Below are 25,504 nucleotides of genomic sequence, written 5' to 3'. Positions count from 1 at the left end.
CTTTACGTTGCTCAGGGGAATAGCTAGCCGTGCCGCTCTAGGGCCAATTGCACCAAGCGATGGACTAATTCTGGAAAGGGTACACCACTTGCCGCCCACAGTTGGGGGTACATACTCAGGGCGGTAAACCCCGGTAGGGTATTCACTTCATTAATCAGGATTTCGCCAGTGCTGGGTACATAGAAAAAATCAAAGCGGGCAAGGCCAGCGGCATCAAGGGCTTGAAAGGCCTGTAGGGACATCGTGCGGATCTGCTCACTCACCGCTGGGGGAATCTCCGCAGGAATATGGAGTTGAGCGCGGCCATCGGTGTATTTGGTTTCGTAGTCATAGAACTCGCTGCTGTAGGTAATCTCCCCCACCACCGAAGCTTGGGGTTTATCATTGCCGAGCACCGCGCACTCTAGCTCACGGGCAACCACACCCGCTTCCACAATGATGCGGCGATCCAGTTCGGCAGCGGCCTCAAGGGCAGTTGTCAGTTGTTGGCGATTTTTGGCCTTGGAGATGCCCACGGAGGAGCCCAGGTTGGCAGGTTTGACAAAGCAGGGATAGCCCAATTCAGTTTCAATGCGATCGCACAAATGGTTGTAACGACAGGGATCCGACCACAGGTCACTGCGCTGCAGGGCTACGTAGCGCACTTGGGGTAAGCCCACAGCCCCAAAGACCGTTTTCATCAAGATTTTGTCCATACCAATGGCCGAGGCAGCCACCCCCGAACCCACGTAGGGGCGTTGCATCAATTGCAGCAGGCCTTGCATCGTACCATCTTCACCATTGGGGCCGTGGAGAATCGGGAACCAAACGTCAATGGTTTCGGCAACCGCAGGAAACTGCCACAGGGAGTCCTCTGGTGCTGCGCCCTCGGGGATGCCAACGCGGTCTGTGGAGCGCCAGCGACCGTCTTTTTGGATGTAGATCGGAATCACTTCATAGCGATCGCGATTGTCGCCCTCGGTAAAGGCTTGGGCGATCGCTGCCGCCGAGACCACCGAAACTTCATGCTCCCGTGAGCGACCGCCAAACAATAGCCCGACCCGCAGACGACCCATAGGACAAACCCGTGTGAATGTGACGGTTTCTTGGTACGATTTTCAAGGATTATACAAAGTTTGGGAGTTGCTATGGACGTGGGGCAAAAAGTGCGCGTCTGTCGAATTCGCGATCGCGTCGCCCAAGACATCATTCAAAAACTCGGCCAAGTGGGTCAAATTACTGGTTTTAAGATGACCGATGGCAGTGGGGTTGGCGTCATTGTCACCTTCGACGATCGCTCCAGCACTTGGTTTTTTGAGGACGAAATTGAAGTCGTCGGCTAATTCCTGCCCTGCCGCCTTTTTCACAGCAACTGAGCGGGGTCAATAAGACCTCAGATTTGGATCCCACTGAATCCGATAGAAAAAGGCTGCATTAGTGGTACGTTGTATTGTGGTGCGCTTGCACCAAACGCTGCATTCCACTTTCAGTCTCGATCGTTGTGCCCCTTGGGGAGCGATCGCCCTCTGAAAAAACGCAAATGAATTTACCTAGACAGTAGGCAAACGTCCATGGTCATATCAGCAGAACGAACCAATGTAGGCTTTATTACTCAGGTCATTGGCCCTGTCGTTGACATTGAATTTCCCAGCGGCAAAATGCCCGCCATTTACAACGCCCTGCGGATTCAAGGCAAAAACGAGGCCGGCTTAGACGTGGCTGTAACCTGTGAAGTGCAACAACTCCTTGGCGATAACCGCGTCCGTGCCGTTGCCATGAGCAGCACCGATGGCTTAGTGCGGGGAATGGAAGCCGTAGATACCGGTGCCCCCATCAGCGTGCCCGTAGGGACAGCCACCCTTGGTCGCATCTTCAACGTGCTGGGTGAACCCGTGGACGAAAAAGGCGCTGTCAGTGCCGCTGAAACCCTGCCCATTCACCGTCCTGCTCCCAGCTTTACGCAACTGGAAACCAAGCCCTCGGTGTTTGAAACGGGCATCAAGGTGATTGACCTGCTCACCCCCTATCGCCGTGGCGGTAAAATTGGCCTCTTTGGCGGTGCGGGCGTCGGCAAGACCGTGATCATGATGGAACTGATCAACAACATTGCCACCCAACACGGTGGAGTGTCGGTGTTTGCTGGCGTGGGCGAACGTACCCGCGAAGGCAATGACCTCTACAACGAAATGATTGAATCGGGCGTGATCGACAAAAACGATCCCAGCAAATCTAAAATCGCCCTTGTGTACGGTCAAATGAACGAACCCCCCGGCGCACGGATGCGTGTGGGTCTGTCGGGGCTGACGATGGCCGAATACTTCCGCGATGTCAACAAGCAGGATGTGCTGCTGTTTATTGATAACATCTTCCGCTTTGTGCAAGCCGGTTCTGAGGTGTCGGCGCTACTCGGTCGGATGCCCTCTGCGGTGGGATATCAGCCCACCCTCGGTACCGATGTGGGTGCCCTACAAGAGCGGATTACCTCGACCACGGAAGGTTCGATTACTTCGATTCAAGCGGTCTATGTGCCTGCGGACGACCTGACTGACCCTGCTCCGGCCACGACCTTTGCCCACTTGGATGGGACAACGGTGCTCTCCCGTGGTCTAGCTGCAAAAGGGATTTACCCCGCTGTGGATCCCCTTGGCTCCACCTCCAACATGTTGCAGCCGGACATTGTGGGTCAGGAGCACTATCAAACAGCACGGGCGGTGCAAGCGACCCTTCAGCGCTACAAAGAGCTGCAGGACATTATTGCCATTTTGGGTCTCGATGAACTCTCTGAGGAAGACCGCCTAACCGTGGCGCGGGCACGCAAAATTGAGCGCTTCCTGTCTCAGCCCTTCTTTGTGGCGGAAGTGTTCACCGGTGCCCCCGGTAAATACGTCACCCTCGAAGAAACCATCAAAGGCTTCCAGATGATCCTCAGCGGTGAGCTGGATGATCTGCCCGAACAAGCCTTCTACATGGTGGGCAATATCGAAGAAGCCAAAGCTAAGGCTGAAAAACTCAAAGCCTAGGTTTCACAGGTGTCCATACAGGGTGGGGCAACCCGCCCTTTGATCATTGAGTGGCAAGGGAAGCGTTATGGTGATGACCGTCCGGGTAATTGCACCCGATAAAACCGTTTGGGATGCCCCCGCTGAGGAAGTGATTTTGCCCAGCACAACGGGGCAATTGGGTATTCTCTCAAATCATGCCCCTCTCTTAACCGCCTTGGAAACGGGCGTGATGCGGGTGCGCCAAGACCGCGAATGGGTGGCGATCGCCCTCATGGGGGGCTTTGCCGAAGTTGAAAACAACGAAGTGACCATTCTTGTCAACGGTGCTGAGCGCGGGGACACAATTGACCTCGAAAAAGCCAAGGCCGAATTTGCTGAAGCACAGGCCGCCCTCGTTAAAGCCGAACAGGGGGAATCTAAACAGGCCAAAATTCAAGCTACCCAAGCCTTTCGTCGTGCCCGTGCTCGCTTGCAGGCCGCAGGGGGCGTGGTCGAGATTTAGGTTCTTTCCCTGATTTGCTGAACTGCAATTGCTCCCCCTAGGGGGAGTTTTTTGTTTAACTGGCTTCCTCCGTTTGCTGCCGCAGGTAGGCTTGGATAAAGGGATCGAGGTCACCATCCATGACCTCTTGAATGGCTGTCGTTTCCACCTCCGTGCGCAGGTCTTTGACCAGTTGATAGGGATGGAAGACATAGTTGCGAATTTGGTTGCCCCAAGCCGCTTCAACAGCATCACCGCGAATATCAGCAATTTCCTTGGCCTTTTGTTCTTGGGCAATGACTAATAGCTTGGCCTTGAGAATGGCAAGGGCTTTTTCCTTGTTTTGTAGTTGCGATCGCTCCTGCGTACAGCGGACGGCCAAGCCCGTTGGCTTATGGACAATGCGCACGGCTGTTTCCACCTTGTTGACGTTTTGTCCTCCCTTGCCGCCACTGCGAGAGGTGGTAATTTCTAAGTCGCTTTCGGGAATCTCTACCGTAACGGATTGATCCAGTTCGGGCATCACATCCACGCCGGCAAAGCTGGTTTGCCGTTTACCATTGGCATTAAAGGGAGAAATGCGCACCAGCCGATGGGTGCCCTTTTCAGAGCGCAGATAACCGTAGGCATAGCGCCCCCGAATTTCTAGGGTGGCTGACTTAATGCCCGCCTCCTCCCCCTCCGATAACTCGGCCAGATGGGTTTGGTAACCATGGCGCTCCGCCCAGCGGGTGTACATTCGCAGCAACATTTCTGCCCAATCCTGAGCATCAGTCCCGCCAGCACCAGCATTGATCGTGAGAATGGCGTTGTTTTTGTCGTAGGGGCCACTGAGGAGTTGTTCCAGTTCCCATCGACTCAACTGGGCGTCTAAATCCTTGAGCAGCGTAGTCGCCTCTGTCACCAGCCCTTCATCCGGTTCTAGCTCCAGCAGTTCCAGTGCCGTTTCCACGTGTTCAATCGTTTTTTGCCACTGCTGAAGTTGGTTGAGGGCGTCTTTGGCTTCGGTCAACTGTTGGAGTGTGACTTGGGCGATCGCTTGATCATTCCAGAAGTCTGGCTGAGCGGCGGTGTGCTCAAGGTCGTGAACCTTAGCGCTTAATGCTGCTGGGTCAAAGATAGTCCTGGGTATGACCCAGGCGATCGCGCAACAAAGAAAAATCGCGTTTGAGGGTACTTAAATCAATCATTCTACGATGCAAAAGAGAGGAATTCTGTTGATATTTTATCAAAGGCTTGCCCGCTTCCTCACTGTAGTGTCGGGCATTTCTAGGCTAGCTGCGGGGTTGAGTGACCGAATGTTAAGCTTCTTGCCCTTGCCCTGAGTCCCTTCCAAGTGTCACCATGATCGGTAGGTGAACTCTGGGGAATCTAACCTATGGCCATCAAGAACCCGCCCGAAGTACCCCGTAATCGCTGGATTGGTAATCTGCTTCTTTTCGTGGGGTTGGGATTTCTCCTATTGAACCTACTTTTCCCCCGACTTTTTGCCCCCCGTCCACCTCAGGTTCCCTACAGTATGTTTATCCATCAGGTGCAAGAGGGGAAAGTGGCGCGTGCCTATGTCAGCCAAAATGAAATTCTCTACCAATTAAAGCCAGAGGGAGATAAACCGCCCCAAGTACTAGCGACAACGCCAATCTTTGATCTGGAGCTACCGAAACTCCTACAGGAAAAAGGTGTTGAGTTTGCCGCTGCCCCCCCACCGCGCAACAGTTGGTTGTTGAATGTCCTTGGTTGGGTCATTCCGCCGATTGTGTTTGTGCTCATCTTTCAATTCTTTGCCAGTCGCCAAGCGGGCGGTGGTCCTCAGGGGGTTCTCTCCATCAGCAAAAGCCGCGCTAAGGTCTATGTCGAGGGTGCCAACACGGGGATTCGCTTTGATGATGTGGCTGGGGTTGAGGAAGCTAAGGCGGAGCTGGTCGAAATTGTTGATTTTCTGAAAAATCCCCAACGCTATATTCAAATTGGTGCCCGCATTCCCAAGGGGGTGCTGCTGGTGGGGCCACCGGGAACAGGGAAAACCCTGCTGGCCAAAGCTGTTGCTGGCGAAGCCAATGTCCCCTTCTTCTCCATTTCGGGTTCGGAGTTTGTCGAGCTATTTGTGGGTGTCGGGTCTGCCCGCGTACGGGATCTCTTTGAGCAGGCGAAAAAGCAAGCCCCCTGTATTGTCTTTATTGATGAGTTAGATGCCATTGGTAAGTCCCGTTCCAGTGCCGGTTTTTATGGCGGTAACGATGAGCGGGAGCAAACCCTCAACCAACTGCTCACGGAAATGGATGGCTTTGATGCCACGGGGGCAACGGTCATTGTCCTTGCGGCAACCAACCGCCCCGAAACCCTTGATCCGGCATTGCTGCGCCCTGGACGCTTTGACCGCCAAGTCTTGGTCGATCGCCCCGATTTGAGTGGTCGGGAGGCAATTTTGAAAATTCATGCCAAAAAGGTGAAACTGGCCCCTGAAGTGGATCTACACGCAATCGCTGCCCGTACACCGGGGTTTGCTGGCGCAGACTTGGCCAACCTAGTCAATGAAGCAGCCCTACTGGCGGCGCGCAATCAACGGGAAGTGGTGACGCAGCAGGACTTTGCTGAAGCCATTGAACGCATCGTGGCTGGCCTTGAGAAAAAAAGCCGTGTCCTCAACGACAAGGAGAAGAAAATTGTTGCCTACCACGAAGTCGGTCATGCCCTTGTCGGCTGTGCGCTGCCAGGCAGTGGTCGGGTAGAGAAAATCTCGATTGTGCCCCGTGGCATGGCAGCTCTTGGTTACACATTGCAGTTGCCGACGGAGGATCGCTTCCTCCTTGATGAGCAAGAATTGCGCGCCCAAATTGCCACGTTGCTAGGGGGGCGATCGGCAGAGGAAATTGTCTTTGGCACGATCACAACTGGAGCCGCTAATGATCTACAACGGGCCACAGATTTGGCAGAGCGGATGGTGCGCAGCTACGGCATGAGCAAAGTCCTTGGTCCTCTTGCCTTTGAGCAACAACAGGCGAGCTTTTTGACGAACAATGGCATGATGCTACGGGCAGTCAGTGAGGAAACCGCTCAAGCCATCGATCGCGAAGTCAAAGAAATTATCGAGTCAGCTCACCAGCAGGCGCTCAGTATTCTTAAGGAGAACCGTGACCTTCTCGAAGCGATCGCCCAAAAACTCTTGGAAAAAGAAGTGATTGAGGGCGAAGAACTCCACGAACTACTGAGCCAAGTAAAAACCCCAACCGCTGCCTAACCAAGGGAGCTGCAAAACCGCCAAAAAAAAAGACCAGCGGATTACTGGTCATTCAGTCCAATGTTTTTGTCTCAGAAGAGAAGTCAAGGCGCACACAAAGCGGTGAGGGCGATCAAAAAGCTGCACTGCCTTAGCTCCCCTTCTTCTTCCATGATAATGTAGCCAGAGTCACAAAAATTCACATATAAAATCTTTAGGCATTTCTACTCAAACCCATAACCGCAGGTAATCAGTTTAGCGGCCACCGACGGTAATGGCATCGACTTTAATGTGGGGTTGACCAACGGTGACGTAGATACTACCGCTAATCGAGCCACAGAAACCGGGGGCAAGGGCAAGATCATTGGCTGACATTGAAATTCGCTGCATGATTTCCTTGGCTTCGCCAATCAGTGTGGCTCCCTTGAGGGGCTGTTTGATTTGGCCATGTTCAATCCAGTAGGCTTCCTCAACGGCAAAGTTAAATTGCCCCGTGGCACCGACACTGCCACCCCCCATGCGTTTGCAGTAAATGCCGCGATCAATGGAGGCAATTAAGTCCTCAACACGGTATTCACCGGGGGCAATGTAGGTATTGCGCATCCGCGAAGCGGCAGCATAGGTATAACTTTGGCGGCGGCCACTGCCCGTGCGAGGGTGCCCTGTGCGCATCGAACCCGCGCGATCGCTCAGGAAATTCTTAAGGATGCCATTTTCAATCAGCAACGTGCGCTGCGCCGGCATCCCCTCATCGTCCATATCAATACTGCCAAAGGCACCGCTGGTAATTCCCTCATCCCAAGCGGTCAAGTTTTCATGGGCAATTTTTTCGCCTTTTTTATCGGCAAAGGGGGTCGTACCGCGTTCAATTTGAGTGGTTTCCAAGAGGTGACCACAGGCTTCATGGAAGATCACCCCGCCAAATTGGTTGGCCATGATCACCGGGTAAGTGCCCGATTCCACATAGTCAGCATAGAGCATTTTGCCCGCCGCTTCGGCAACGGTATCGGCCAAGGTGGTGTAGTCCCACTGGCGCAAAAAGTCTGGATTACTGGTATCGCCATTGCGCTCACCAATGGAGGCGCGGTGCTCGCCATCCGCACAGAGAACAGAGGCCACTGCTGATTGGGTGAGGCGAATATCGCGACCAAAGGTGCCATCACTGGCGGCCACCATGACCTCTTGCCAATCGCGAAAATAACTGAGGCGGCGGGATTGCAGATGCTGGGTTTTCTGGCGTAGGCGATCGCTGCCCGCCAAGAGAATATCGGCCACTTCAGCAATAGAACTACAGGCGGCTAGCCAGCCTTCCTTGCGGCCTTGGGCATAGTCCCGCAGCAATTCAAGGTGGATTTCAGGCACGTAAGCTTGCGGACTGGGTAAGAGCAACCCCATTAAGCCCAGAGCCTTCTCTAAAGCTGCCTGCAACCCCTTAAAGCTGAGGTCATTGGTGCTCACGTAGCAATCACTAGTACCGCGAAAAACGCGAATACCCGCCCCTAAACTCAAGCGAGGGGAGACACTCGTCAGGCGATCGTCCTCGACAAGAGTACTAAGGTAATGGTTGCGCTCAAGGAAAATCTCGACAAAATCAGCGCCAGCCGCCCGCCCAAGGCCAAGGAGCGTAGCGAGGGGAGATTCCCAAGAGCCATCAAAGCGATCGCCTTCGGGGGAATAGCTAAGGTGGGCAAGATCTGCAGAACGAAGGAGCGTGGCTGGCATTGTTAACAATCACTTAACATATCCCCACTATAGCAAATTCCCCCTTGCAGCCTAGTTTTCAGCTTTGGCTAAAAAGGAGAGGTGGTAAAGGGTATCCTTGGCGGGGTGGGCTTGCACCTCTTGGAGCACCACCGTTCCCTGCCACGGCAAATCGGGGATCGAAAGCTGGATCGGGGTTTTCTGGAGACGGGCATCCCGCACCAAAAATTCGGCGGCATGGGTATCCACCACCAAGGAAATCGAAGACTCAAGCGTCGGGCCGTAGAGGACGGCAGGGGTTTTGCCCTCACGGCGTAGGGCATTGGGTTTAGCATCGGCAGGGCGTAGGTGCCCCTCAATAGCTAAGGAACGAGACATTGCTGCAACTCCAATTAAGATAAAACGGGATGGACTTGGGTGCCATCATCCTTGAGGAGTGCCCGTTTCGGACCATGGATCGGATCCTCAACAATGATGGTTTGGCTGCGCTCTGCCCCCAACGAGACAATGGCGATGGGCACAGACATAATTTCAGCCAAAAACTTGAGATAGTTCAATGCCGCCTTGGGCAGATCATCAAGGGAGCGGCAATGACGGGTGGATTGCTGCCACCCCGGCAGGGTTTCATAGATGGGACGACAGCGGGCAAATTTGAGGGCATTGCTGGGGAAGTGTTCGCAGCGCTCACCGTCAATATCATAGGCAACACAGACTTTGATCTCTGGCAGCTCATCGAGGACATCGAGCTTCGTAATTGCTAAGCAATCGAGGCCATTGATGCGCACCGCATAACGGCCAATCACGGCATCAAACCAGCCACAGCGGCGGCGCCGTCCAGTTGTGGTACCAAATTCAGCACCGCGATCGCCCAAGAGTTCTCCCACCTCATCCAGTAATTCCGTTGGAAAAGGCCCTTCGCCGACCCGCGTGGTATAGGCTTTGGCCACACCAATGACGCGGTCAATCATCGTTGGACCAATCCCCGCCCCGACACAAGCACCCCCGGCCACAGGGTTTGAGGAGGTGACGTAGGGATAGGTGCCATGGTCAAGGTCTAAAAGAGTACCTTGGGCACCTTCAAAGAGAATGTTGCGCCGCCGGCGGATGGCATCATCCAGCACGAGGGAACCATCGACAATGTGCGATCGCAGGCGCTCACCGTAGGCACAGTACTCTTCAATGATCGGCTGCGGTTCAAGGGGCGCCAGTCCGTAGAGCTTTTCGAGGATCAAATTCTTTTGGGCGATCGCCCACTCCAGCTTGGCGGCCAACTGATCAGCATCCAGCAGATCCAGCATGCGAATCCCCGTGCGCTCCGATTTATCGGCATAGGTGGGGCCAATGCCGCGTCCTGTGGTACCAATGCGCCGTGAGCCACGCCGTTCCTCAGCAGCAATATCCAACTGGCGATGGTAGGGCATCGTCACATGGGCTGTTTCTGCAATCAGCAGATTCTCAGTGCTCACCCCCAACTGTTCCAGTTGTTCGAGTTCCTCAAGGAGCACCTTAGGATCCACCACCGTTCCCGCCCCAATGATGCACTGGGTATCGGGGTAGAGAATCCCTGACGGAATCAGGTGCAATTTTAGGGTCTGGTCTTTGACGACAATCGTGTGACCTGCATTGACACCGCCCTGATAGCGGACTACCACATCGGCAGACTTGCTCAGGAGATCGGTGATTTTACCCTTGCCTTCATCGCCCCACTGGGCACCAACAACGACGACGTTTGCCAAGTGATTTTCTTAACTCGTTAATTAACACAATCGTCTATTGTAACCCTTGGGGCAAATGCACACAAGCGCGCGATCGCAAAAATTTTGCCATTGCCTTGCCTGTCCTAGGGGCGATCGTGCTAGCATAAATAATGCTTTGAATGCCGATGTAGCTCAGTGGTAGAGCACTCGATTCGTAATCGAGCGGTCGTGAGTTCGAATCTCATCATCGGCTTGGCTCACCCATTTCCAATCGTCTGCGAGCAGGAACAGACTGTGTTTGCCTACCTCAGAGGAACTGTTGTTGCCCATCAATCGGAGGGGGGCCATCGCTCTGCCCTCATCCTAGAGGTGAATGGGGTCGGCTATCGCTTACTGGTCCCGTCCCATTTGTTGCGGCAATACCCGCCGAGTGCTGAGGTGGTGCAGATTTTTACCCATCTCAGTGTCCGTGAGGATCAGATGCTCCTCTATGGCTTTGCCTCGGCAGCGGAGCGGGATCTCTTTTTGCGTTTGATCCGTGTCAATGGGGTTGGGCCACAGATGGCGCTATCGTTGCTGGATACCCTACCTTTGCCAGAGCTAGTCCAAGCGATCGTCAGTGGCAATACCCGTCGTCTCAGCCGCGCGCCCGGAGTCGGCAATAAAACCGCTGAGCGCATTGCCTTGGAACTGAAAGCCGCCCTGAGTGCTTGGCGACAGGAAACGGGGTTAACAACGGCTCCCGCTGGCCTGCCCACGGAAGCGATGCGTGAAGAACTGGAGTTGACTCTTTTAGCCTTGGGTTATAGCGATCGCGAGATTGAAGCTGCCCTTACTGCCATCGGCCAAACGAGCACCCTCGCCAAGAATAGCGATCCAGAGGCATGGCTACGGGAAGCCATCACATGGCTAAGTGCCAATACCTAGGCCTTAGGATAAATAGAGACGACACCTAACCCTAGACTGCTATGGGGCAGCCAACCTTCATTGATCTATTTGCTGGCATCGGTGGCATGCGGCTCGGTTTTAGCCAAGCAGGTGGTTGCTGTGTTTTTAGCTCAGAGTGGAATAAGTTTGCCCAAATAACCTACGAAGCAAACTTTGGCGAAGTGCCAGCAGGAGACATTACTCAAATCCCCTCGGAGAGGATTCCTGACCATGACATATTATTAGCGGGTTTTCCCTGTCAGCCCTTTAGCATTGCGGGTGTCAGCAAGCACAATGCCCTAGGAATGAATCATGGTTTTCAGCACCCGACTCAAGGCAATCTATTTTTTGAAATTGCGAGGATCATCAACGATAAACGTCCTAGGGCTTTTTTGCTAGAAAATGTTAAAAATCTTCAAAGCCACGATCGCGGTAGAACCTTTCAAAGGATTCAAGAAATTCTAAATGATTTGGGATACTACATCTATTACCAAGTCATCAATGCTGTTCATTTTGTGCCCCAGCATCGAGAAAGAATTTTTATTGTGGGTTTTAGAGAACCCCTTGAATTTACATTTCCTCAGGTACCAATTCAGCAACATAGAGTTAGGGATATTCTGGAACCGTCAGTAGATGCTAAATATACGTTGAGCAATCATCTGTGGCAGTATTTGCAAAACTATGCTGAAAAGCATCGTGCCCGTGGTAATGGATTTGGCTATGGGCTAGTTGATTTAGAGGGAGTAACCCGAACATTAAGCGCAAGGTATTACAAAGATGGCTCGGAAATCCTCATTCCCCAAGAAAACAAGAATCCCCACCGCCTGACGCCAAGGGAATGTGCCCGCTTAATGGGGTTTCCCGACTCTTTCAAAATTGTGGTGAGTGATACAAGGGCATACCAGCAGTTTGGCAATTCAGTTGTGGTGCCGCTGGTGAAAGTTATTGCTGATGAGATATTAAAATCCCTAAAGCAGGGAAAATTATTAAAACAAACTAGGCAGCTTACGCTCTTTTAGTTCAGATATGTCATTCAAGGTTTTAAGCAAGCAGGAAAAGAAAGTTTTAAGAAAGATATGTTCAGGCAATAAGTATTACATGAAGCCTATTGTTAAGAGAATTAATCAATGGGTTGCTAGTCAGAAAAACATTAAGGAAGCATGGCTATTAGTGCTTAACCAGTTACACGACATCATACGAGCTTCTCAGATTGATGTGGAAATACTTTTAGATCAAAAGGTTCAACAGGGGAAAATAGAGAATAAAAATCAAGCAATAAAGAGCATTGCTGGCAATGCTTTTTCAAACGCCTTAATTTACATCTTTCTTGTTAACAAGTGTTGCAAAAACATACCTGAATGGATGTTCATAACATCTCAGCTATCAAGTGTTCCAAATTTCAGGTAGTCAATTAATATCAATATCCAAAATGAAGTGCAAAAACCAGATATGGATATTGTGATTTATGCAAATAATAATATTAAGCAAAAACATACACCTGAAAGCTATATCATTTTGTCTCTTAAAACATCCTTAAGGGAAAGGGCGGCTCAAACTTATAAGTGGAAACTCCTAATGGAAGTTGCTCTACATAGCCCTGAATTATGCGAAAAATATAATATCTCCTATCGATCGTCAGTAGTTCCGATTATTTGCTTTGCAACAACAAACTTTTATAACGAAATTAATAACCCTCAGCAACGCGGAATGTTGAAATTCTTTGATCGGTCTTTTATCGCTAAGGAAATAATAGATTTTACAGAAGATGCGTTTATTTATCCTCTTTCTAACTTAATTCCATTTGCTATAGAAAAGCTGTCAAATCCCTATGTTCAGCTTAGTTTGTTTTAACCCGCAAATAAAAAAGGGGCAGTTTTATGCCCCCTAGTATCAGCAAACTATAGCGAACAATTTGAATCTCTAGGAAAACATCGGCAGGTGAGAATAGATGGCTGTCCACAGCGGACTCCAAGGCCCAAGGTTGAGTACTAGAGTTGCGATCGCCACGGTGCTGCTGAGCCATGTCAGCCATTGGGCGTAGATATTTGCTCCTTGCTTCTGTGTTTGCAGGTGTTCAACAGTTTGCTGAAGCTGCTCAACTTCTTGGTTAAGATCTGTAATCTCATGGCGTAGCCCGTCAATTTCACGATCGCGCTCGCTGACTGTGGCATGACAAGCCGCTAGTTCTGCCTCTTTTTCGCGACAGGTGGCTTCAATCGTGGTCAGAGAAGCGGTCAATGTCGCCGTTTGACTGGCGTATTCTTCTTCGAGGCTGCTACTGCGCTGGTAGGCGGTTTCTAGCTCTTGGCGATAGCGATCGCAATTGTCCCGTAGGGCTTTGTTTTCCGCTTGGCTAGTGTTGAGGGCATGCGTCAATTCCGCCACCTGTTGGCGATAGTCACTAACTTGAGTGTGTAGTTGCTGTTGTTGGTCTTCTAGCTCTTGGCGATAGCGATCGCAATTGTCCCGTAGGGCTTCGTTTTCCGCTTGGCTAGTGTTGAGGGCATGCGTCAATTCCACCACCTGTTGGCGATAGTCACTAACTTGAGTGTGTAGTTGCTGTTGTTGGTCTTCTAGCTCTTGACAGCGGTTTTGCAACCGTTCCACCTCTGAGCGCAATTGCTCAATTTCTTGGCGCTGGCGATCGCGCTCCTGCTCGCTACGGCTGACTAGTTCCTTTAGCCCTTCGATGCGCTGGGCTTGTTCGCTGACAATCCGGTGCAGGCGATCGCACTCTTCCTTCAAACGTTGCACAGAACCCTTGTACTGCCGCTGTACCCAAGCCCGCAAAAACGATAGGCCAGAGATGGTAAATCCAATCAGGGCATAGGTGCCCACCAATATATGACCCGTGGCCGACATCTGTAACATATTGAACCCCTGAACTTCAGTTGAATGTCAATGAAAACGCCGCCATCCAGAATACAGCCCTTTTCCCAAGGATGGAACCCGCCCAAAACAGTCAAAGCCGCTGTCGGACAGGCCTCTATCTCTTTATCCTTTGGCGATCGCTCCCCTATGCAGGGGCACAGCGATAACTTTATGGGAATGCATGCAGAAACTTCTATTTCCTAGTCTAGCGAGGGAGAATGACCGCTGGGGCTAGCTTCTTGCCAGCATTGGTACAATAAGGGATGCACTTGAATTTGCAAGGGGAAGACCAATGACCGAGGCACCTGTATTGCCCATTCTATTGATGGGGATTGCGAACTTTTTGCAGATCTACTTAATTGTGCTGCTGATTCGGGTTCTGCTGTCGTGGTTTCCCAATATCAACTGGTACAATCCGCCCTTTTCGATTCTCAGTCAGTTAACGGATCCCTACCTGAATATCTTTCGTGGCCTGATTCCCCCCATCGGTGGCCTTGACTTTTCGCCGATTATTGCCTTCTTCCTCTTGCAATTTATTGTCCAACTCTTATCGGGGTTCTCCAGTAGCGCCACGTTCTTCTAAACCATCGCTAGCCTAGGGTGCAATCGCCATGTCAACGCTGCCTGCGTTTCAGGATGAATTTGATGTCATTGTTGTTGGTGCCGGTCACGCCGGCTGTGAAGCGGCCTTGGCAACGGCACGGTTGGGTTGTCGTACCCTCTTGCTGACCCTCAACCTCGATAAAATTGCTTGGCAGCCCTGTAATCCTGCCGTGGGTGGCCCCGCAAAATCGCAACTGGTGCATGAAGTGGATGCCCTTGGGGGCGAAATTGGGCGTGTGACCGATCGCACTTATCTGCAAAAGCGGCTCCTGAATGCCTCACGGGGGCCAGCGGTCTGGGCATTGCGGGCGCAAACCGATAAGCGCGAATACAGCGCCGTCATGAAGCAGGTGGTGGAAAATCAGCCCAACTTGCTCGTGCGCGAAGGCATGGTCACGGATTTAGTCCTTGATGCCAATGACACGGTGATTGGGGTTGAAACCTACTTTGGCGTCGCCTTTCGCTGTCAAGCAGTGATCCTGACAACGGGAACCTTCCTCGGTGGCCGCATTTGGGTGGGAAATAAATCCATGGCCGCTGGTCGGGCTGGCGAATTTGCCGCTGAGGGACTCTCCCAAACCTTAGCACGGCTCGGTTTTGAGGTGGATCGCCTGAAAACAGGAACACCCGCACGGGTAGATCGGCGATCGGTGGACTACAGCAAGATGGAACCGCAACCCCCAGATGAGCAGGTACGCTGGTTTAGCTTTGACCCCACCGCATGGGTGGAAAGACCCCAAATGAACTGCTACTTGACGCGCACCACCGCTGCTACCCACCAACTCATTCGCGAAAATTTGCACCTGACGCCCGTCTATGGCGGTTGGGTGGATGCCAAAGGCCCCCGCTACTGCCCCAGTATTGAGGATAAAATTGTCCGCTTTGCTGACAAAGAAAGCCATCAAATTTTCATTGAACCCGAAGGCCGCGATACACCAGAACTCTATATCCAAGGCTTTTCCACGGGGCTACCGGAATCGCTGCAATTGCAACTGTTGCGCACCCTGCCGGGGCTAGAAAACTGCATCATGCTGCGTCCGGCCTATGCAGTGGAATACGACTACTTGCCGGCAACCCAGTGCTTTCCCACCCTGATGACGAAAAAGATTCAGGGGCTGTTTTGTGCCGGACAAATCAACGGTACCACCGGCTATGAGGAGGCCGCCGCCCAAGGGATTGTGGCCGGGATCAATGCGGCTCGCTTTGTTCAGGGGAAACCGATGATCACCTTCCCACGCCAAGAGAGCTACATCGGCACCCTGATTGATGATCTGTGCACGAAGGAACTGCGGGAACCCTACCGCATGCTCACCAGCCGCTCGGAATATCGCTTGGTGTTGCGATCGGACAATGCTGACCAGCGGCTCACCCCCTTGGGGCACGAGATTGGCTTGGTGAGTGAAGCCCAGTGGCAAGTGTTTCAAGCAAAGCAACAGCGCCTTGCGGCGGAGACCCAACGCCTGCAAATGACGCGCATTAAAGCCCATGAACCCGTGGGCGAAGCGATTGTGGCCGCGACGGGTCAAGCGATTAAGAGTGCCATTGCCCTTGATGAGTTGCTGCGGCGATCGGGGGTACATTACGACCTACTGGATCGCCATGGCCTTGGCAATCCCGATCTGACTCCCCAAGAGAAAGAGGCGGTTGAAATTGCCATTAAATACGCCGGCTACATTGAACGGCAGCAACGGGAAATTGAGCAGATTGCCCGTCAAGACCAGCGTCCGCTCCCTGCGGATTTGGATTACTTTGCCATCCCCACCCTTTCAATGGAAGCACGGGAAAAACTCAGTACCATCCGCCCCCTCACCATTGGTCAAGCCAGCCGTATTGGTGGGGTCAACCCGGCAGATATTAATGCCCTTTTGGTCTATCTCCAAGTGCAACAGCAGCGGCAATCCCTAACGGCGGTGGGGAGCTAGAACCGTGTGGCCGGCTGAACTAGAGTTGTCCTATGTCAGACATCAAGCTCCCCTGTATACTTCTGGCAACCCAGTTGGGGAAGCGAGCAAGCATCTCCCTTGGCCAAAAGCTCCCTTTTTTGCAAAACAAACCCATGATTGCTCTGAACCTGCGTCCCACGATTGAATTAACTGATGAAGCCTTCGAGCAACTTTGCCGTAGTAACCCTGAGCTACGGCTAGAGCGTAGCGCTCAGGGAGAATTGATTGCCATGGCGCCTGCCGGCAGTGAAAGTAGCCGTCAAAACCTCAGTCTCAGTGCCCAGTTATGGCACTGGAACCAACAAACAAAGCTGGGTGTAGCCTTTGACTCCTCCGCTGGTTTTCGTTTACCCAATGGCGCCATTCGCTCCCCTGATGCTGCTTGGATTGAAAAAAGTCGCTGGCAACGCCTCACCCCTGAGCAACGGCGCCGCTTTGCCCCCATCTGTCCTGATTTTGTGTTGGAACTCAAGTCGCCAACCGATGATTTGGCTGCTCTCCAAGTCAAGATGCAGGAGTATGTGGACAATGGTGCCCAACTGGGTTGGTTAGTTGATCCCGAAATGCGACAGGTTTACTGTTATCGATCTGGGCAAGCTGTGCAGGTTTTGGAACATCCCCCTTGTCTTTCAGGAGAGCCCCTGTTGCCTAACTTTGTAATGGATTTCACCTTGATTTGGGATTAGGGATTCTCTATTATAGGACGGCTCTGCCGTTCGTACTGCCCTTCCCCAGCATGAGTGTCGAGGCTTGGCGCGCCCTAGGTCAGTGCCCTGATTCGTGGAGTGGTTTGTCGCTATCGCGGTTACTCTATGGGGGAATTATGGCGCTGGTTTGTGGCGGCTTGGCAATTGCTGCGGCAGGAGCAAGGTTCTCATCTTACGGTTTGTTATCGCCGGGTGTGGCCACGATGACCCGCAATCTTGCTCTTACGGATTATGAGCGGCAACAAATTAAAAAAATCAGTGCGTGGCTGCGGGAGGAAACGAACCCTCTGCAACAGGCGGTGCAATCGGTCAATGCCACAGTCGAGCGTCATATCAGTCGGATGTTGTCCCCTGAACATCTAGCGATTCTGCGTAAGGCGGGCGATCGCCTACTAGCCAATAGTGATCAGGCTTGGCAACACCTGAAACAGCGATTGGGGAACACTCGGATGCCAGTCGATCATTGGCAGGATCTCAAGGATCAACCCCTAGAGGTGTGCGATCGCCTGCAAGCTAGGGTTGCCGGTGCGGCCTTGACCAACGCTGCCTTGGAAGCCCTGATCACTGCTCCCTTTGACTTTCTGGGCGAACTGGTGGATGTGGGGTTGACTCTGCTATTGGGTCTCAAAACCATTCAAGCGGTGGGCTTGTGCTATGGCTTTGGCAGTGAGACCACAGTTGAACAGCACATCATCTGGGGCACATTGGGGATCAGTTTTGCCGGCACTGCCAAGGAACGTCAGCATCTATTGTTGAGTTTGCTGCATCCTTCTGAGGACAGTGAACGGGGGGCGATCGCCGGCCTCTTGGAAGACAGTGCCTTTGAAGTTTTTACCGACAACACGGTGGAGGCGGTGTTGAGTCGCGCATTAGTGATGTTGAGGGAAGAATTGAGTGGCGAGTTGATCCCCGTGATTGGCACTGCTTTGGGGGTTCTGGAAAGCGAACAATTTGCCCGAGAAGTGGCAACGACCGCACGATATGTTTATCAGTTGCGTTGGCTACTGCGTGCTCACGGTGGCAGCGGAGTGGATCGTGCTTGCAGTTGATCGCCAATGCGCTGTAGGGCAGCCATAGAGCCAGTGAGGAGGAGGCGATCGCCCGCCATTAGGGGACAGTCCTCCTTGGGTTCCAAGAGCAGCGTTCCCTCTCGCCGCAGGGCACGGATGGTGATGGTCTCAGGCAGATGCAGATCGGCAATGGTGCGATGTTGTTCGCCAATCTCTTTGGGCAACATGATCCAAAGAAACAAGGTTTCCCCTTGGGGCACACTGACACGGCCATTGATCAGGGCTTCACAAGCTGCAAACTCTGCTGGCTGACCAACAATCAGGAGGCGATCGCCCCCCTCAAGACAGGTTTCACCACTGGGATAATCCACCTCAGTACCATTGGCACGGACAATGGCCAACAGAGTCACCCCCGTCAACTGGCGCAGTTGAATTTCCGCAAGACTCATGCCCCGAATGGGGGAATCCTCAGGGACGGTCAGCCAGCGACTATTCATATCCTGAGCTGCTTGCCGCAGGAGACGGGCGGTTCCCTCAGGGGGAGTATCGCCGCGCAAATTGGCGTAGTGGCTGTCGCGCACCTGTTGTACCTGCTGCTGAATGTGGCGTTCACCCATGCCTAGCGTAAAGAATAGATGAGCGGCCAACTCCAGACTGGCTTCAAACTCGGGCTGCACCACCTCCCGTGCCCCCAGTTGATAAAGCAACTCAATGTCGCGATCGCTATTGGCGCGCACAATGACATCCAGTTCCGGGGCAAACTCTAGGGCACGCTTGAGACAGAGGCGGGTACTCATACTATCCGAGAGGGCGATCGCCATACCAAGGGCTTGATCGACGCCTGCTTTGGCCAGAATGGTGGTACTAGCGGCATTGCCGTAAATGTAGGGCAGTTGGGCATCGCGCACTTCGTTAATCACCGTTTCACTTTGCTCAATGACCAACACGGGATAATTTTGTTTTTGGAGGAGTTTCACCACACTCTTGCCGACGCGACCATAGCCACAGACAATCACATGGTTCCGCTGCGGCAACCCCGTTAAATCCATGTCGAGGATTTCATCTTCCTTGAGGATGCGGCGCAGTAGGGGCAGTTCCAACAGCACAGGCACCAGCTTTAACAAAAAGGGCGTCACCAGCAACGTCACTGCTGTCGTGCCGAGGGTGAGCAGATAAACTTGTTGGGACACCAATCCCAAGCCCCGCCCTGCCGTCAGCAGCACAAAGGAAAATTCCCCAATCTGAGCCAGCCCAATCCCCGCCAGTAATGACGTTTTCCACGAATAGCCAAAGAGCTTGACTATGGGGGTGGTGATCAGGAATTTACCCAGAATCACTAGGCTGACCAGTTCAATAATGCGATCCAAGTGCTGCCAGAGAAACACTGGATCAATGAGCATACCAATGGAAGCGAAGAAGAGCGTGGTAAAGACATTGCGGATCGATTCCACGTAATCGAGAGTTTGATCGGCATACTCCACCTCGGAGATCATCAGACCGGCAATAAAGGCACCAATCTCAATCGAAAGCCCCAAATACTGGGTCAGCAGGGCAATTCCCAAACAGAGGGCAACGACGCCTAAAAGGAAAAGCTCACGACTTTCTGTTTTGGCCAGTAGCCGTAGCAGAGGGGGCAGCAACCACATCCCAGCGGCGATCGCCCCCACGGCAATCAAAGCAATGGTCAAGACTGCTTGGCCGAGGGCAAGTCCCAACTCCTCTGGGGGTTTGTTCAGGGCGGGTAAGACGGCAATCATCAAGCCCACCGCCAGATCCTGCACCACCAAGATGCCCAGCATAATTTGCCCTTGGATCGACTCCAGCTCATTGCGATCCATGAGGCTGCGCAGCACCACTGCTGTTGAAGAGAGGGAGAGGACAGCACCGAGGAAAATCCCCTGATTGGGGGAACTTACCCAGCCAACCCCAACGGAAATGAGCGTTGTAACTGCAATGGTCAGGAAAATTTGCAGGGCACTGCCCCCCAAGCTAACCCCTTGAACTTTGCGAATTTCACTGAGGGAGAAGCTCACCCCTAGGGCAAAGAGCAAAAAGGCCACCCCCAGTTGTGCCAAACCTTCCACTTGAGGTACTTCCTTGAGGAGTCCCAAGCCCGTTGGCCCGACCAACATACCGGCCAAAAGGTAGCCCAGCAGGATCGGTTGTCGCAGCAAAGCCGCCAACACACCTCCTACTGCCGCTGCCCCCAGTACCACACTGAGGTCAATGACAAGGCGAAAATCTTCGGTCATGGGATCTCATGCTAGGGCATCAAGGCTAGCATCTGAGCCACAACGGCAAAACTCTCACTGTAGAGGAAGTCTTGTCCCCAGCGCTGAAGTTCCTGACTCAAGAGCACCTCAGCCGTGAGATCACTCAGGGGAGACACATGATAAGTACGGCACATTTGAGCACTGCCCCCGGCCTCCATGCGCATACAGCCACGGGTTTCTGAGCAAATGATTGTACAGCAATCGGCTTGGAGATTGGAGGAGGTGAGTTTGAGGTCAATTAAATCCCCCAGCACGAGGCCAGCATCACCCGTGGGAATGCCTGCTAATTCTGCCTTAATCAACCGTTGATCGGAGGCCACCAGTTCCACGTGATAGACATCATAGTCACCGCACTCGTGGCGGATCTGGCGCGGCTGCCACTGAAGCCGGGAAGCTAACCAGCCAAGGTACATTAAAGCTTGGGCGGGATTGCCCTTTTCGTAGTCAATGACCACCTGATCAATTTCCTGAATGGCCAAACGGCGTTCGGGGGGATCAAAGGCTTCGGCGGCCAGTTCTTGCCATGCCCCCAGACGGCGCCAGTTTAGATCTGTTAGGGGAAGCGGTTGTTCAAGGAGGGGGGCAATTGCCCGCAAGCCCCGCAGCGGATCGAGAAATTCACTGGAATCCACAATCACGCGGCTAAATTGGGGCGCAAGGGTTTGAAACAACTCAAAGTTATTGAACAAGTCCCCCTTCCACCACAAAAAGCGGGGGAGTTCGCGAATGATTAAAGACTGCAACAGGGGTTCCACCCGCTGGAAGGCGCTATGGGTGCCCTTGAGGGTAATGTATTCACAGCAAACGAGGGAACTGCGCATCTTTTTGTTGATCGGGCAGTAGGCCGCCACCTGAGCAGTAATTCCCGTATCTTCGCCAAGGGTAGGACACAGGGCAATCACCCGACAGGGATTTTGGCTGGCGATCGCGTCAGCAATGCCACTACCGCGCATATCCACGGCATAGCGATCGCTCCGAGGGGTTCCCTGAGCATATTCTGCCTGCAAGGCCTGCCGCAGTTGGGGCGTGACTCGACCCGTCAAGGGCAAGTTGTGATTCTTTTCAGCAGCACGAATCGCCGACTGCATGCGGGGGCCAAGAATACCATCAATGGGGCCTGTGTAGTAGCCCAAGGCCGCTAGCAATTGTTGGGTATCATCCGCCTCATAGACAACTAGGGTAAAGGTGGTTGCCCGCACTGCTGCTGGCGCCGTACCATCCCCGCCATGGCTGAGCCAAATTTGCCGCAAACTTTGCTCAATATCATCTAATGAGACATCCACGGGATCTTGGAGCGCTACGAGGGGAGTTGATTCAGTTGCCATACCTAGGTACCTATCTGTGAATGAAGTTCGGCCTTGATTCCCATCTCTTCCCATGATGGATAAAGATCACAGTCGCCGCCACCGCCGACCATCGGCATTAATCATCGCTTCTGCGGCATCGGGATCCCATGTCCCCGCTTCATAGGTGGGAATCGTGTCTGGATCCGTAGGGGCATCCCAAGCACTGAGCACCGGCATCACCACCCGCCAAGCCGCTTCCACCTCATCCGCCCGGGTAAACAGGGTTTGATCCCCGAGCATGCAGTCCAGCAAGAGCCGCGCATAGGCATCCGCCGTTGCCATTCCAAAGGAGGAGCCGTAGCTAAAGTCCATTTCCACCGTGCGCGTGCGCAGATCTGCACCGGGCATCTTTGCCTCAAAGCGCAGGGCAATCCCCTCATTCGGCTGGATACGCATTGTTAGAATATTGGGGTTGGTTTGGCGGGCGGCCGACTGGAAAATCAGCAGGGGCACATCGCGAAACTGAATCGAGATTTCCGTCACTTTTTTTGCCAAGCGTTTACCCGTGCGCAAATAAAAGGGCACCCCCTGCCAGCGCCAGTTATCAATCACCAGTTTGAGTGCCACATAGGTGGGCGTGGTGGAGGTGGGACTCACCCCCGGTTCTTCGCGGTAACCCACCACAGGTTTGCCCTTCATCCAGCCGGCTCGGTATTGGCCGCGGACAGCACAGGCATCGAGATTATCCAAATCTGCTAAACGGGTGGCTTGGAGCACCTTCACCTTTTCGTTGCGCAGACTATCGGCATCGAGGGCATTGGGGGGTTCCATGGCGGTCAAGGCCAATAACTGAAGGATGTGGTTTTGCACCATGTCCCGCAGAGCACCCGAAGTTTCATAGTAGCCCGCGCGGTCTTCAACCCCCACGGTTTCGGCAACGGTAATCTGCACATGATCTACGTACTGGCGGTTCCAGAGGGGTTCAAAAATAGCATTAGCAAAGCGAAACACCATCAGGTTTTGAACGGTTTCTTTGCCGAGGTAGTGGTCAATACGGTAAACCTGCTCCTCTTTGCACACCGACTGCACCACTTCATTGAGGGCTTGGGCAGAGGTGAGATCGCGGCCAAAGGGCTTTTCAATGACGAGGCGATGCTTTTGGGGATCACTCAATAGACCGGCTGCCCCTAGTTGTTGAATCGCTTCAACGAAAAAGTTCGGTGCGACCGCAAGGTAAAAGACGCGATTGCCGCGAGTTTGGCGCTTTTCATCCAGCTCAGCCAGCAGGGTTTTCAGCTTGGTGTAGGCGGCGGGATCATCCATATTGCCAGAGCAGTAAAACAGGCCTTGGGCAAATTCCTGCCACAGGGGTTCCGCCTGAATGCCGCCGCCAAATTCCTCAACCCCTTGGCGCAGGTGCTCGCGAAAATAGTCATCACTCCAGTTACGACGCGCCACCCCGACAATGGTGAGTTCTGGGGGTAGACGGCGTTCCAGTTTCAGTTGATAAATGGAGGGAATGAGCTTGCGCTGGGTGAGATCTCCACTGGCACCAAAGATCACTAGAATCAGTGGTTCTGGGGTGCGCTCTTGGCGTAATCCGACCCGCAGGGGATTTTCAAATAGGGTTACCATGGGTTACACCTGTGTCACAGTTGCGTTGGCAGGGGTAGGCTGAATAAAGGATTCCACAAGGGCAACGTTCTCAGGGCTGCCAATAATGAGTGGTGTGCGCATGTGCAGATGATCAGGCACGACATCGAGGAGGGGTTGGGTGCCGGTACTGGCTTTGCCACCGGCCTGTTCCACGAGGAAGGCGATCGGTGCCGCTTCGTAGAGTAGACGCAACTTCCCCGCGGGATTTTTCTGGGTGCCCGGATAGAGAAAGACCCCCCCCTGCATAAGGATGCGGTGAATATCGCCGACAAGGGCACCACTGTAGCGGGCACTGTAGCCGGGCTGGCGATGGACATGGCGGACATAGTTACGAATGGATTCTTCCCATGCCCAGAAGTTGCCTTCGTTGACACTGTAGATGGAGCCACTAGCGGGAATTTGCAGGTTCTCGATCGCCAGAATAAACTCGCCGAGGCTAGGGTCAAGGACAAAAACATGGGTGCCCCTGCCCAGGGAATAGACCAGCATCGTACTAGGGCCATAGAGAATATAGCCCGCGGCAATTTGCTTGTGGCCATCTTGTAGAAGATCAGCAGCGGTGCCGTCTAGATCAGTGCCCTCCTGCTGGCGAATCGCAAAAATGGAGCCTACGTTCAGGTTAATGTCCACATTGGAGGAACCATCGAGGGGATCGTAAAGCAGCGTGTAGCGGCCAATGGGGCAGTTTTCGGGAATGTAGTAGGGCTTTTCCATTTCCTCAGAAGCAAGGCGACACACCAAGCCACTTTGCTTGAAGGCCGCAATAAAGACTTCATTGGCATAGACATCCATTTTTTTGACGTCTTCCCCTTGGATGTTCACTGCCCCTGTAAAGCCCAACACCCCCTCCATGAGACCCGCTCGACTCAAACGGCGAGCAATCAGTTTGCCAGCAAGGGCAATGCGATTCATCAGGGCACTCAGGTCTTGGGCAGCGGGGTCAAAGCTTTGGAGTTGCTGGAGAACGTGGCGAGATAGGGTCAAACAATCGCGATCGAGGGCTTGTTCGTGAGCTGCAAAATCAGTCATAGCCCCTCCCTAGTGAGGATGCATCTAGCCCCGATCCTAAACTGTCTCTTTTCAGAAGTGGTAAGTCTTTAGATCAACTAAAGATTCAGGGAAGCACTGCTAGTACTGATGCGGTGCATGCCGGCAGCAGCAAACTGGGCAAAGGTTGCATTGGCAGTTTCGCTGAAGTCCACGACCCCCGGCACCACCACAGGGGACATACAATCCTCAAGGAGATAGACGCGTTGCGCTAGTTGGGGATCGCGCTGCTGAATTTCACTAAGCAGGTCGGCGACCGTCCAAGCAACACAGTGACTTTTGGCTTGACCCGCAATGATCAGGCGATCGCCCGCCAGCAGATGCTCAATCAAAGCGCTATTCACCGCCACTAAAGGACGCCCTTGGAGGTCATGGCTCACCTCTGGACGCAACACCGAATAATTCTCCGTCAGGGGGTGGCTCCCCTTGAGTTCGATGCGGGTTTGCTGCTGTCGCGCCACAGTATGAAAGAAACAGGCCTCCTCCACAGCAGACACAAGGGCATGGCCAATCCCCCCCAGCATCGAGTGGTAAGGCCAAATCGTCAACGGAAATTTGCCTTTGGCGGCTAACTGGGCAACGTAGTGCCAGGCATAGGCCTGCAAACTCTCTTGATCAGTCATGCCGAGGGAGGTTAGCAGATGGGGATTGGGTTGCCATCGCCCCCGCTCAACATCGTCAACGGTAATCGTGGTTAGAGGTGGCGGCGGTTCCCCGGTAGCATCTCGCCAAAAGAGGGGATGAAAAATTTGACTGGCGGTATGGGTATCGAGGGTAACAATAATCTCGCTAATGTGGGCAAGGTGGGTGTAGATAAAGCGGCAGAGGCGTTGATTATCCGCAACCGCCCCTTGGACAAATAGCTCAAAGTCGGGTAGGCAAAAGGTGTTTTGCACATCAATGAGCAAAAGGATCGTACGCTGCCGATCCTCAGCGGCAGGGGGAATTTGATACTGCTGTGCCCATTGCCGCGCCTGCACTGCTCGCTCTTGGTAGGGAACGCGCCACACTTGAGCAACCTTAGTGGCATCAAAAAAATCGGGGATAGGCAGTTCTTTGATCGGCGCCATAGGCAAGGGATCCGCTGCAGACCCGCTGCAAAAT

At 53.2% G+C, this 25,504-nt stretch carries 23 protein-coding genes and 1 tRNA gene; 13 read left to right on the top strand and 11 right to left on the bottom strand.

Annotated features, from left to right (window positions below; all coding sequences use genetic code 11):
* Positions 1-23: 23 nt before the first annotated feature.
* Positions 24-1,055 carry a D-alanine--D-alanine ligase family protein gene (locus tag RHH27_RS04570; RefSeq protein ID WP_302678976.1) on the bottom strand — a complete coding sequence of 344 codons (1,032 nt, stop codon included), beginning with the start codon at positions 1,053-1,055 and terminating at the stop codon, positions 24-26.
* Positions 1,056-1,127: 72 nt separating this feature from the next.
* Between RHH27_RS04570 and RHH27_RS04565 the strand changes: the two genes are divergently transcribed.
* The 3 genes from RHH27_RS04565 to atpC all read left to right on the top strand — a co-directional run bounded on the left by RHH27_RS04565 (position 1,128) and on the right by atpC (position 3,483).
* A complete protein-coding gene (locus tag RHH27_RS04565) occupies positions 1,128-1,322 on the top strand; it encodes a DUF2862 domain-containing protein (protein WP_149817325.1) in 195 nt (64 codons plus the stop codon).
* Positions 1,323-1,550: 228 nt separating this feature from the next.
* Positions 1,551-2,999, top strand: coding sequence for a F0F1 ATP synthase subunit beta (gene atpD, locus RHH27_RS04560; protein WP_302678975.1), 1,449 nt, complete (start codon positions 1,551-1,553; stop codon positions 2,997-2,999).
* Positions 3,000-3,066: 67 nt separating this feature from the next.
* Entirely contained in the window at positions 3,067-3,483 is a 417-nt protein-coding gene (gene atpC, locus RHH27_RS04555) for an ATP synthase F1 subunit epsilon (RefSeq protein WP_302676665.1), read from the top strand.
* Positions 3,484-3,538: 55 nt separating this feature from the next.
* Here the strand turns inward: atpC and prfB are convergent.
* A protein-coding gene (prfB, locus tag RHH27_RS04550) for a peptide chain release factor 2 (RefSeq protein ID WP_302678974.1) occupies positions 3,539-4,652 on the bottom strand; the annotation gives its coding sequence in 2 pieces (ribosomal slippage) (positions 3,539-4,576 and positions 4,578-4,652; 1,113 coding nt in all).
* A 188-nt stretch (positions 4,653-4,840) separates the two neighbouring features.
* Here prfB and ftsH4 point away from each other — a divergent pair.
* Positions 4,841-6,700 (top strand): ATP-dependent zinc metalloprotease FtsH4, encoded by a 1,860-nt coding sequence (gene ftsH4, locus RHH27_RS04545; protein ID WP_302678973.1) that lies wholly within the window; start codon positions 4,841-4,843, stop codon positions 6,698-6,700.
* A 234-nt stretch (positions 6,701-6,934) separates the two neighbouring features.
* On the opposite strand, the gene RHH27_RS04540 is transcribed toward ftsH4, so the two are convergent.
* The 3 genes from RHH27_RS04540 to RHH27_RS04530 are packed head-to-tail and all read right to left on the bottom strand — an operon-like array spanning position 6,935 to position 10,116.
* On the bottom strand, positions 6,935-8,401 hold the full coding sequence (locus RHH27_RS04540) for a TldD/PmbA family protein (protein WP_302678972.1): 1,467 nt from the start codon (positions 8,399-8,401) through the stop codon (positions 6,935-6,937).
* A gap of 51 nt (positions 8,402-8,452) precedes the next feature.
* A complete protein-coding gene (gene rplY / locus RHH27_RS04535) occupies positions 8,453-8,758 on the bottom strand; it encodes a 50S ribosomal protein L25 (protein ID WP_302678971.1) in 306 nt (101 codons plus the stop codon).
* Positions 8,759-8,772: 14 nt separating this feature from the next.
* Positions 8,773-10,116: an adenylosuccinate synthase gene (locus RHH27_RS04530; RefSeq protein ID WP_149817309.1), complete on the bottom strand. Its 1,344-nt coding sequence runs from the start codon at positions 10,114-10,116 to the stop codon at positions 8,773-8,775.
* 142 nt (positions 10,117-10,258) lie between these two features.
* On the opposite strand from RHH27_RS04530, the gene RHH27_RS04525 reads away from it, so the two are divergent.
* From RHH27_RS04525 to RHH27_RS04505, 5 genes are all read left to right on the top strand, one after another.
* A tRNA-Thr gene (locus tag RHH27_RS04525) sits at positions 10,259-10,330 on the top strand.
* Positions 10,331-10,371: 41 nt separating this feature from the next.
* Positions 10,372-11,004, top strand: coding sequence for a Holliday junction branch migration protein RuvA (ruvA, locus tag RHH27_RS04520; protein WP_206201252.1), 633 nt, complete (start codon positions 10,372-10,374; stop codon positions 11,002-11,004).
* A gap of 41 nt (positions 11,005-11,045) precedes the next feature.
* Positions 11,046-12,023 carry a DNA (cytosine-5-)-methyltransferase gene (gene dcm / locus RHH27_RS04515; RefSeq protein WP_302678970.1) on the top strand — a complete coding sequence of 326 codons (978 nt, stop codon included), beginning with the start codon at positions 11,046-11,048 and terminating at the stop codon, positions 12,021-12,023.
* 7 nt (positions 12,024-12,030) lie between these two features.
* A complete protein-coding gene (locus RHH27_RS04510; protein ID WP_302678969.1) occupies positions 12,031-12,411 on the top strand; it encodes a hypothetical protein in 381 nt (126 codons plus the stop codon).
* A 27-nt stretch (positions 12,412-12,438) separates the two neighbouring features.
* Positions 12,439-12,855, top strand: a complete 417-nt coding sequence (locus RHH27_RS04505; protein WP_302678968.1) for a BsaWI family type II restriction enzyme — start codon at positions 12,439-12,441, stop codon at positions 12,853-12,855.
* Between the two features lie 69 nt (positions 12,856-12,924).
* On the opposite strand, the gene RHH27_RS04500 is transcribed toward RHH27_RS04505, so the two are convergent.
* Positions 12,925-13,875 carry a hypothetical protein gene (locus RHH27_RS04500; RefSeq protein ID WP_206201249.1) on the bottom strand — a complete coding sequence of 317 codons (951 nt, stop codon included), beginning with the start codon at positions 13,873-13,875 and terminating at the stop codon, positions 12,925-12,927.
* A 292-nt stretch (positions 13,876-14,167) separates the two neighbouring features.
* Between RHH27_RS04500 and RHH27_RS04495 the strand changes: the two genes are divergently transcribed.
* The 4 genes from RHH27_RS04495 to RHH27_RS04480 all read left to right on the top strand — a co-directional run bounded on the left by RHH27_RS04495 (position 14,168) and on the right by RHH27_RS04480 (position 18,177).
* A complete protein-coding gene (locus RHH27_RS04495) occupies positions 14,168-14,458 on the top strand; it encodes a YggT family protein (protein ID WP_149817300.1) in 291 nt (96 codons plus the stop codon).
* A 28-nt stretch (positions 14,459-14,486) separates the two neighbouring features.
* Positions 14,487-16,400 carry a tRNA uridine-5-carboxymethylaminomethyl(34) synthesis enzyme MnmG gene (mnmG, locus tag RHH27_RS04490; RefSeq protein ID WP_302678967.1) on the top strand — a complete coding sequence of 638 codons (1,914 nt, stop codon included), beginning with the start codon at positions 14,487-14,489 and terminating at the stop codon, positions 16,398-16,400.
* A 134-nt stretch (positions 16,401-16,534) separates the two neighbouring features.
* On the top strand, positions 16,535-17,107 hold the full coding sequence (locus RHH27_RS04485; RefSeq protein ID WP_206201247.1) for a Uma2 family endonuclease: 573 nt from the start codon (positions 16,535-16,537) through the stop codon (positions 17,105-17,107).
* A 50-nt stretch (positions 17,108-17,157) separates the two neighbouring features.
* Positions 17,158-18,177, top strand: a complete 1,020-nt coding sequence (locus RHH27_RS04480; protein ID WP_302678966.1) for an EcsC family protein — start codon at positions 17,158-17,160, stop codon at positions 18,175-18,177.
* On the opposite strand, the gene RHH27_RS04475 is transcribed toward RHH27_RS04480, so the two are convergent.
* From RHH27_RS04475 to RHH27_RS04455, 5 genes are all read right to left on the bottom strand, one after another.
* Positions 18,141-20,390 carry a cation:proton antiporter gene (locus RHH27_RS04475; protein ID WP_302678965.1) on the bottom strand — a complete coding sequence of 750 codons (2,250 nt, stop codon included), beginning with the start codon at positions 20,388-20,390 and terminating at the stop codon, positions 18,141-18,143. The genes RHH27_RS04480 and RHH27_RS04475 overlap by 37 nt on opposite strands.
* Before the next feature lie 11 nt (positions 20,391-20,401).
* Positions 20,402-21,736 (bottom strand): glucose-6-phosphate dehydrogenase assembly protein OpcA, encoded by a 1,335-nt coding sequence (gene opcA, locus RHH27_RS04470; protein ID WP_206201244.1) that lies wholly within the window; start codon positions 21,734-21,736, stop codon positions 20,402-20,404.
* 66 nt (positions 21,737-21,802) lie between these two features.
* Positions 21,803-23,332, bottom strand: coding sequence for a glucose-6-phosphate dehydrogenase (gene zwf, locus RHH27_RS04465; RefSeq protein ID WP_302678964.1), 1,530 nt, complete (start codon positions 23,330-23,332; stop codon positions 21,803-21,805).
* A gap of 3 nt (positions 23,333-23,335) precedes the next feature.
* Complete coding sequence (fbp, locus tag RHH27_RS04460) at positions 23,336-24,382, bottom strand: class 1 fructose-bisphosphatase (protein ID WP_302678963.1); 1,047 nt, start codon at positions 24,380-24,382, stop codon at positions 23,336-23,338.
* Positions 24,383-24,459: 77 nt separating this feature from the next.
* A complete protein-coding gene (locus RHH27_RS04455) occupies positions 24,460-25,470 on the bottom strand; it encodes an isochorismatase (protein WP_302678962.1) in 1,011 nt (336 codons plus the stop codon).
* Positions 25,471-25,504 lie beyond the last annotated feature (34 nt).

The organism is Thermosynechococcus sp. PP555 (genome assembly GCF_031583225.1).
GTDB lineage: Bacteria > Cyanobacteriota > Cyanobacteriia > Thermosynechococcales > Thermosynechococcaceae > Thermosynechococcus.
The sequence above is the reverse complement of the archived record's forward strand: the minus strand, read 5'-3'. Positions and strand labels throughout refer to the sequence as shown.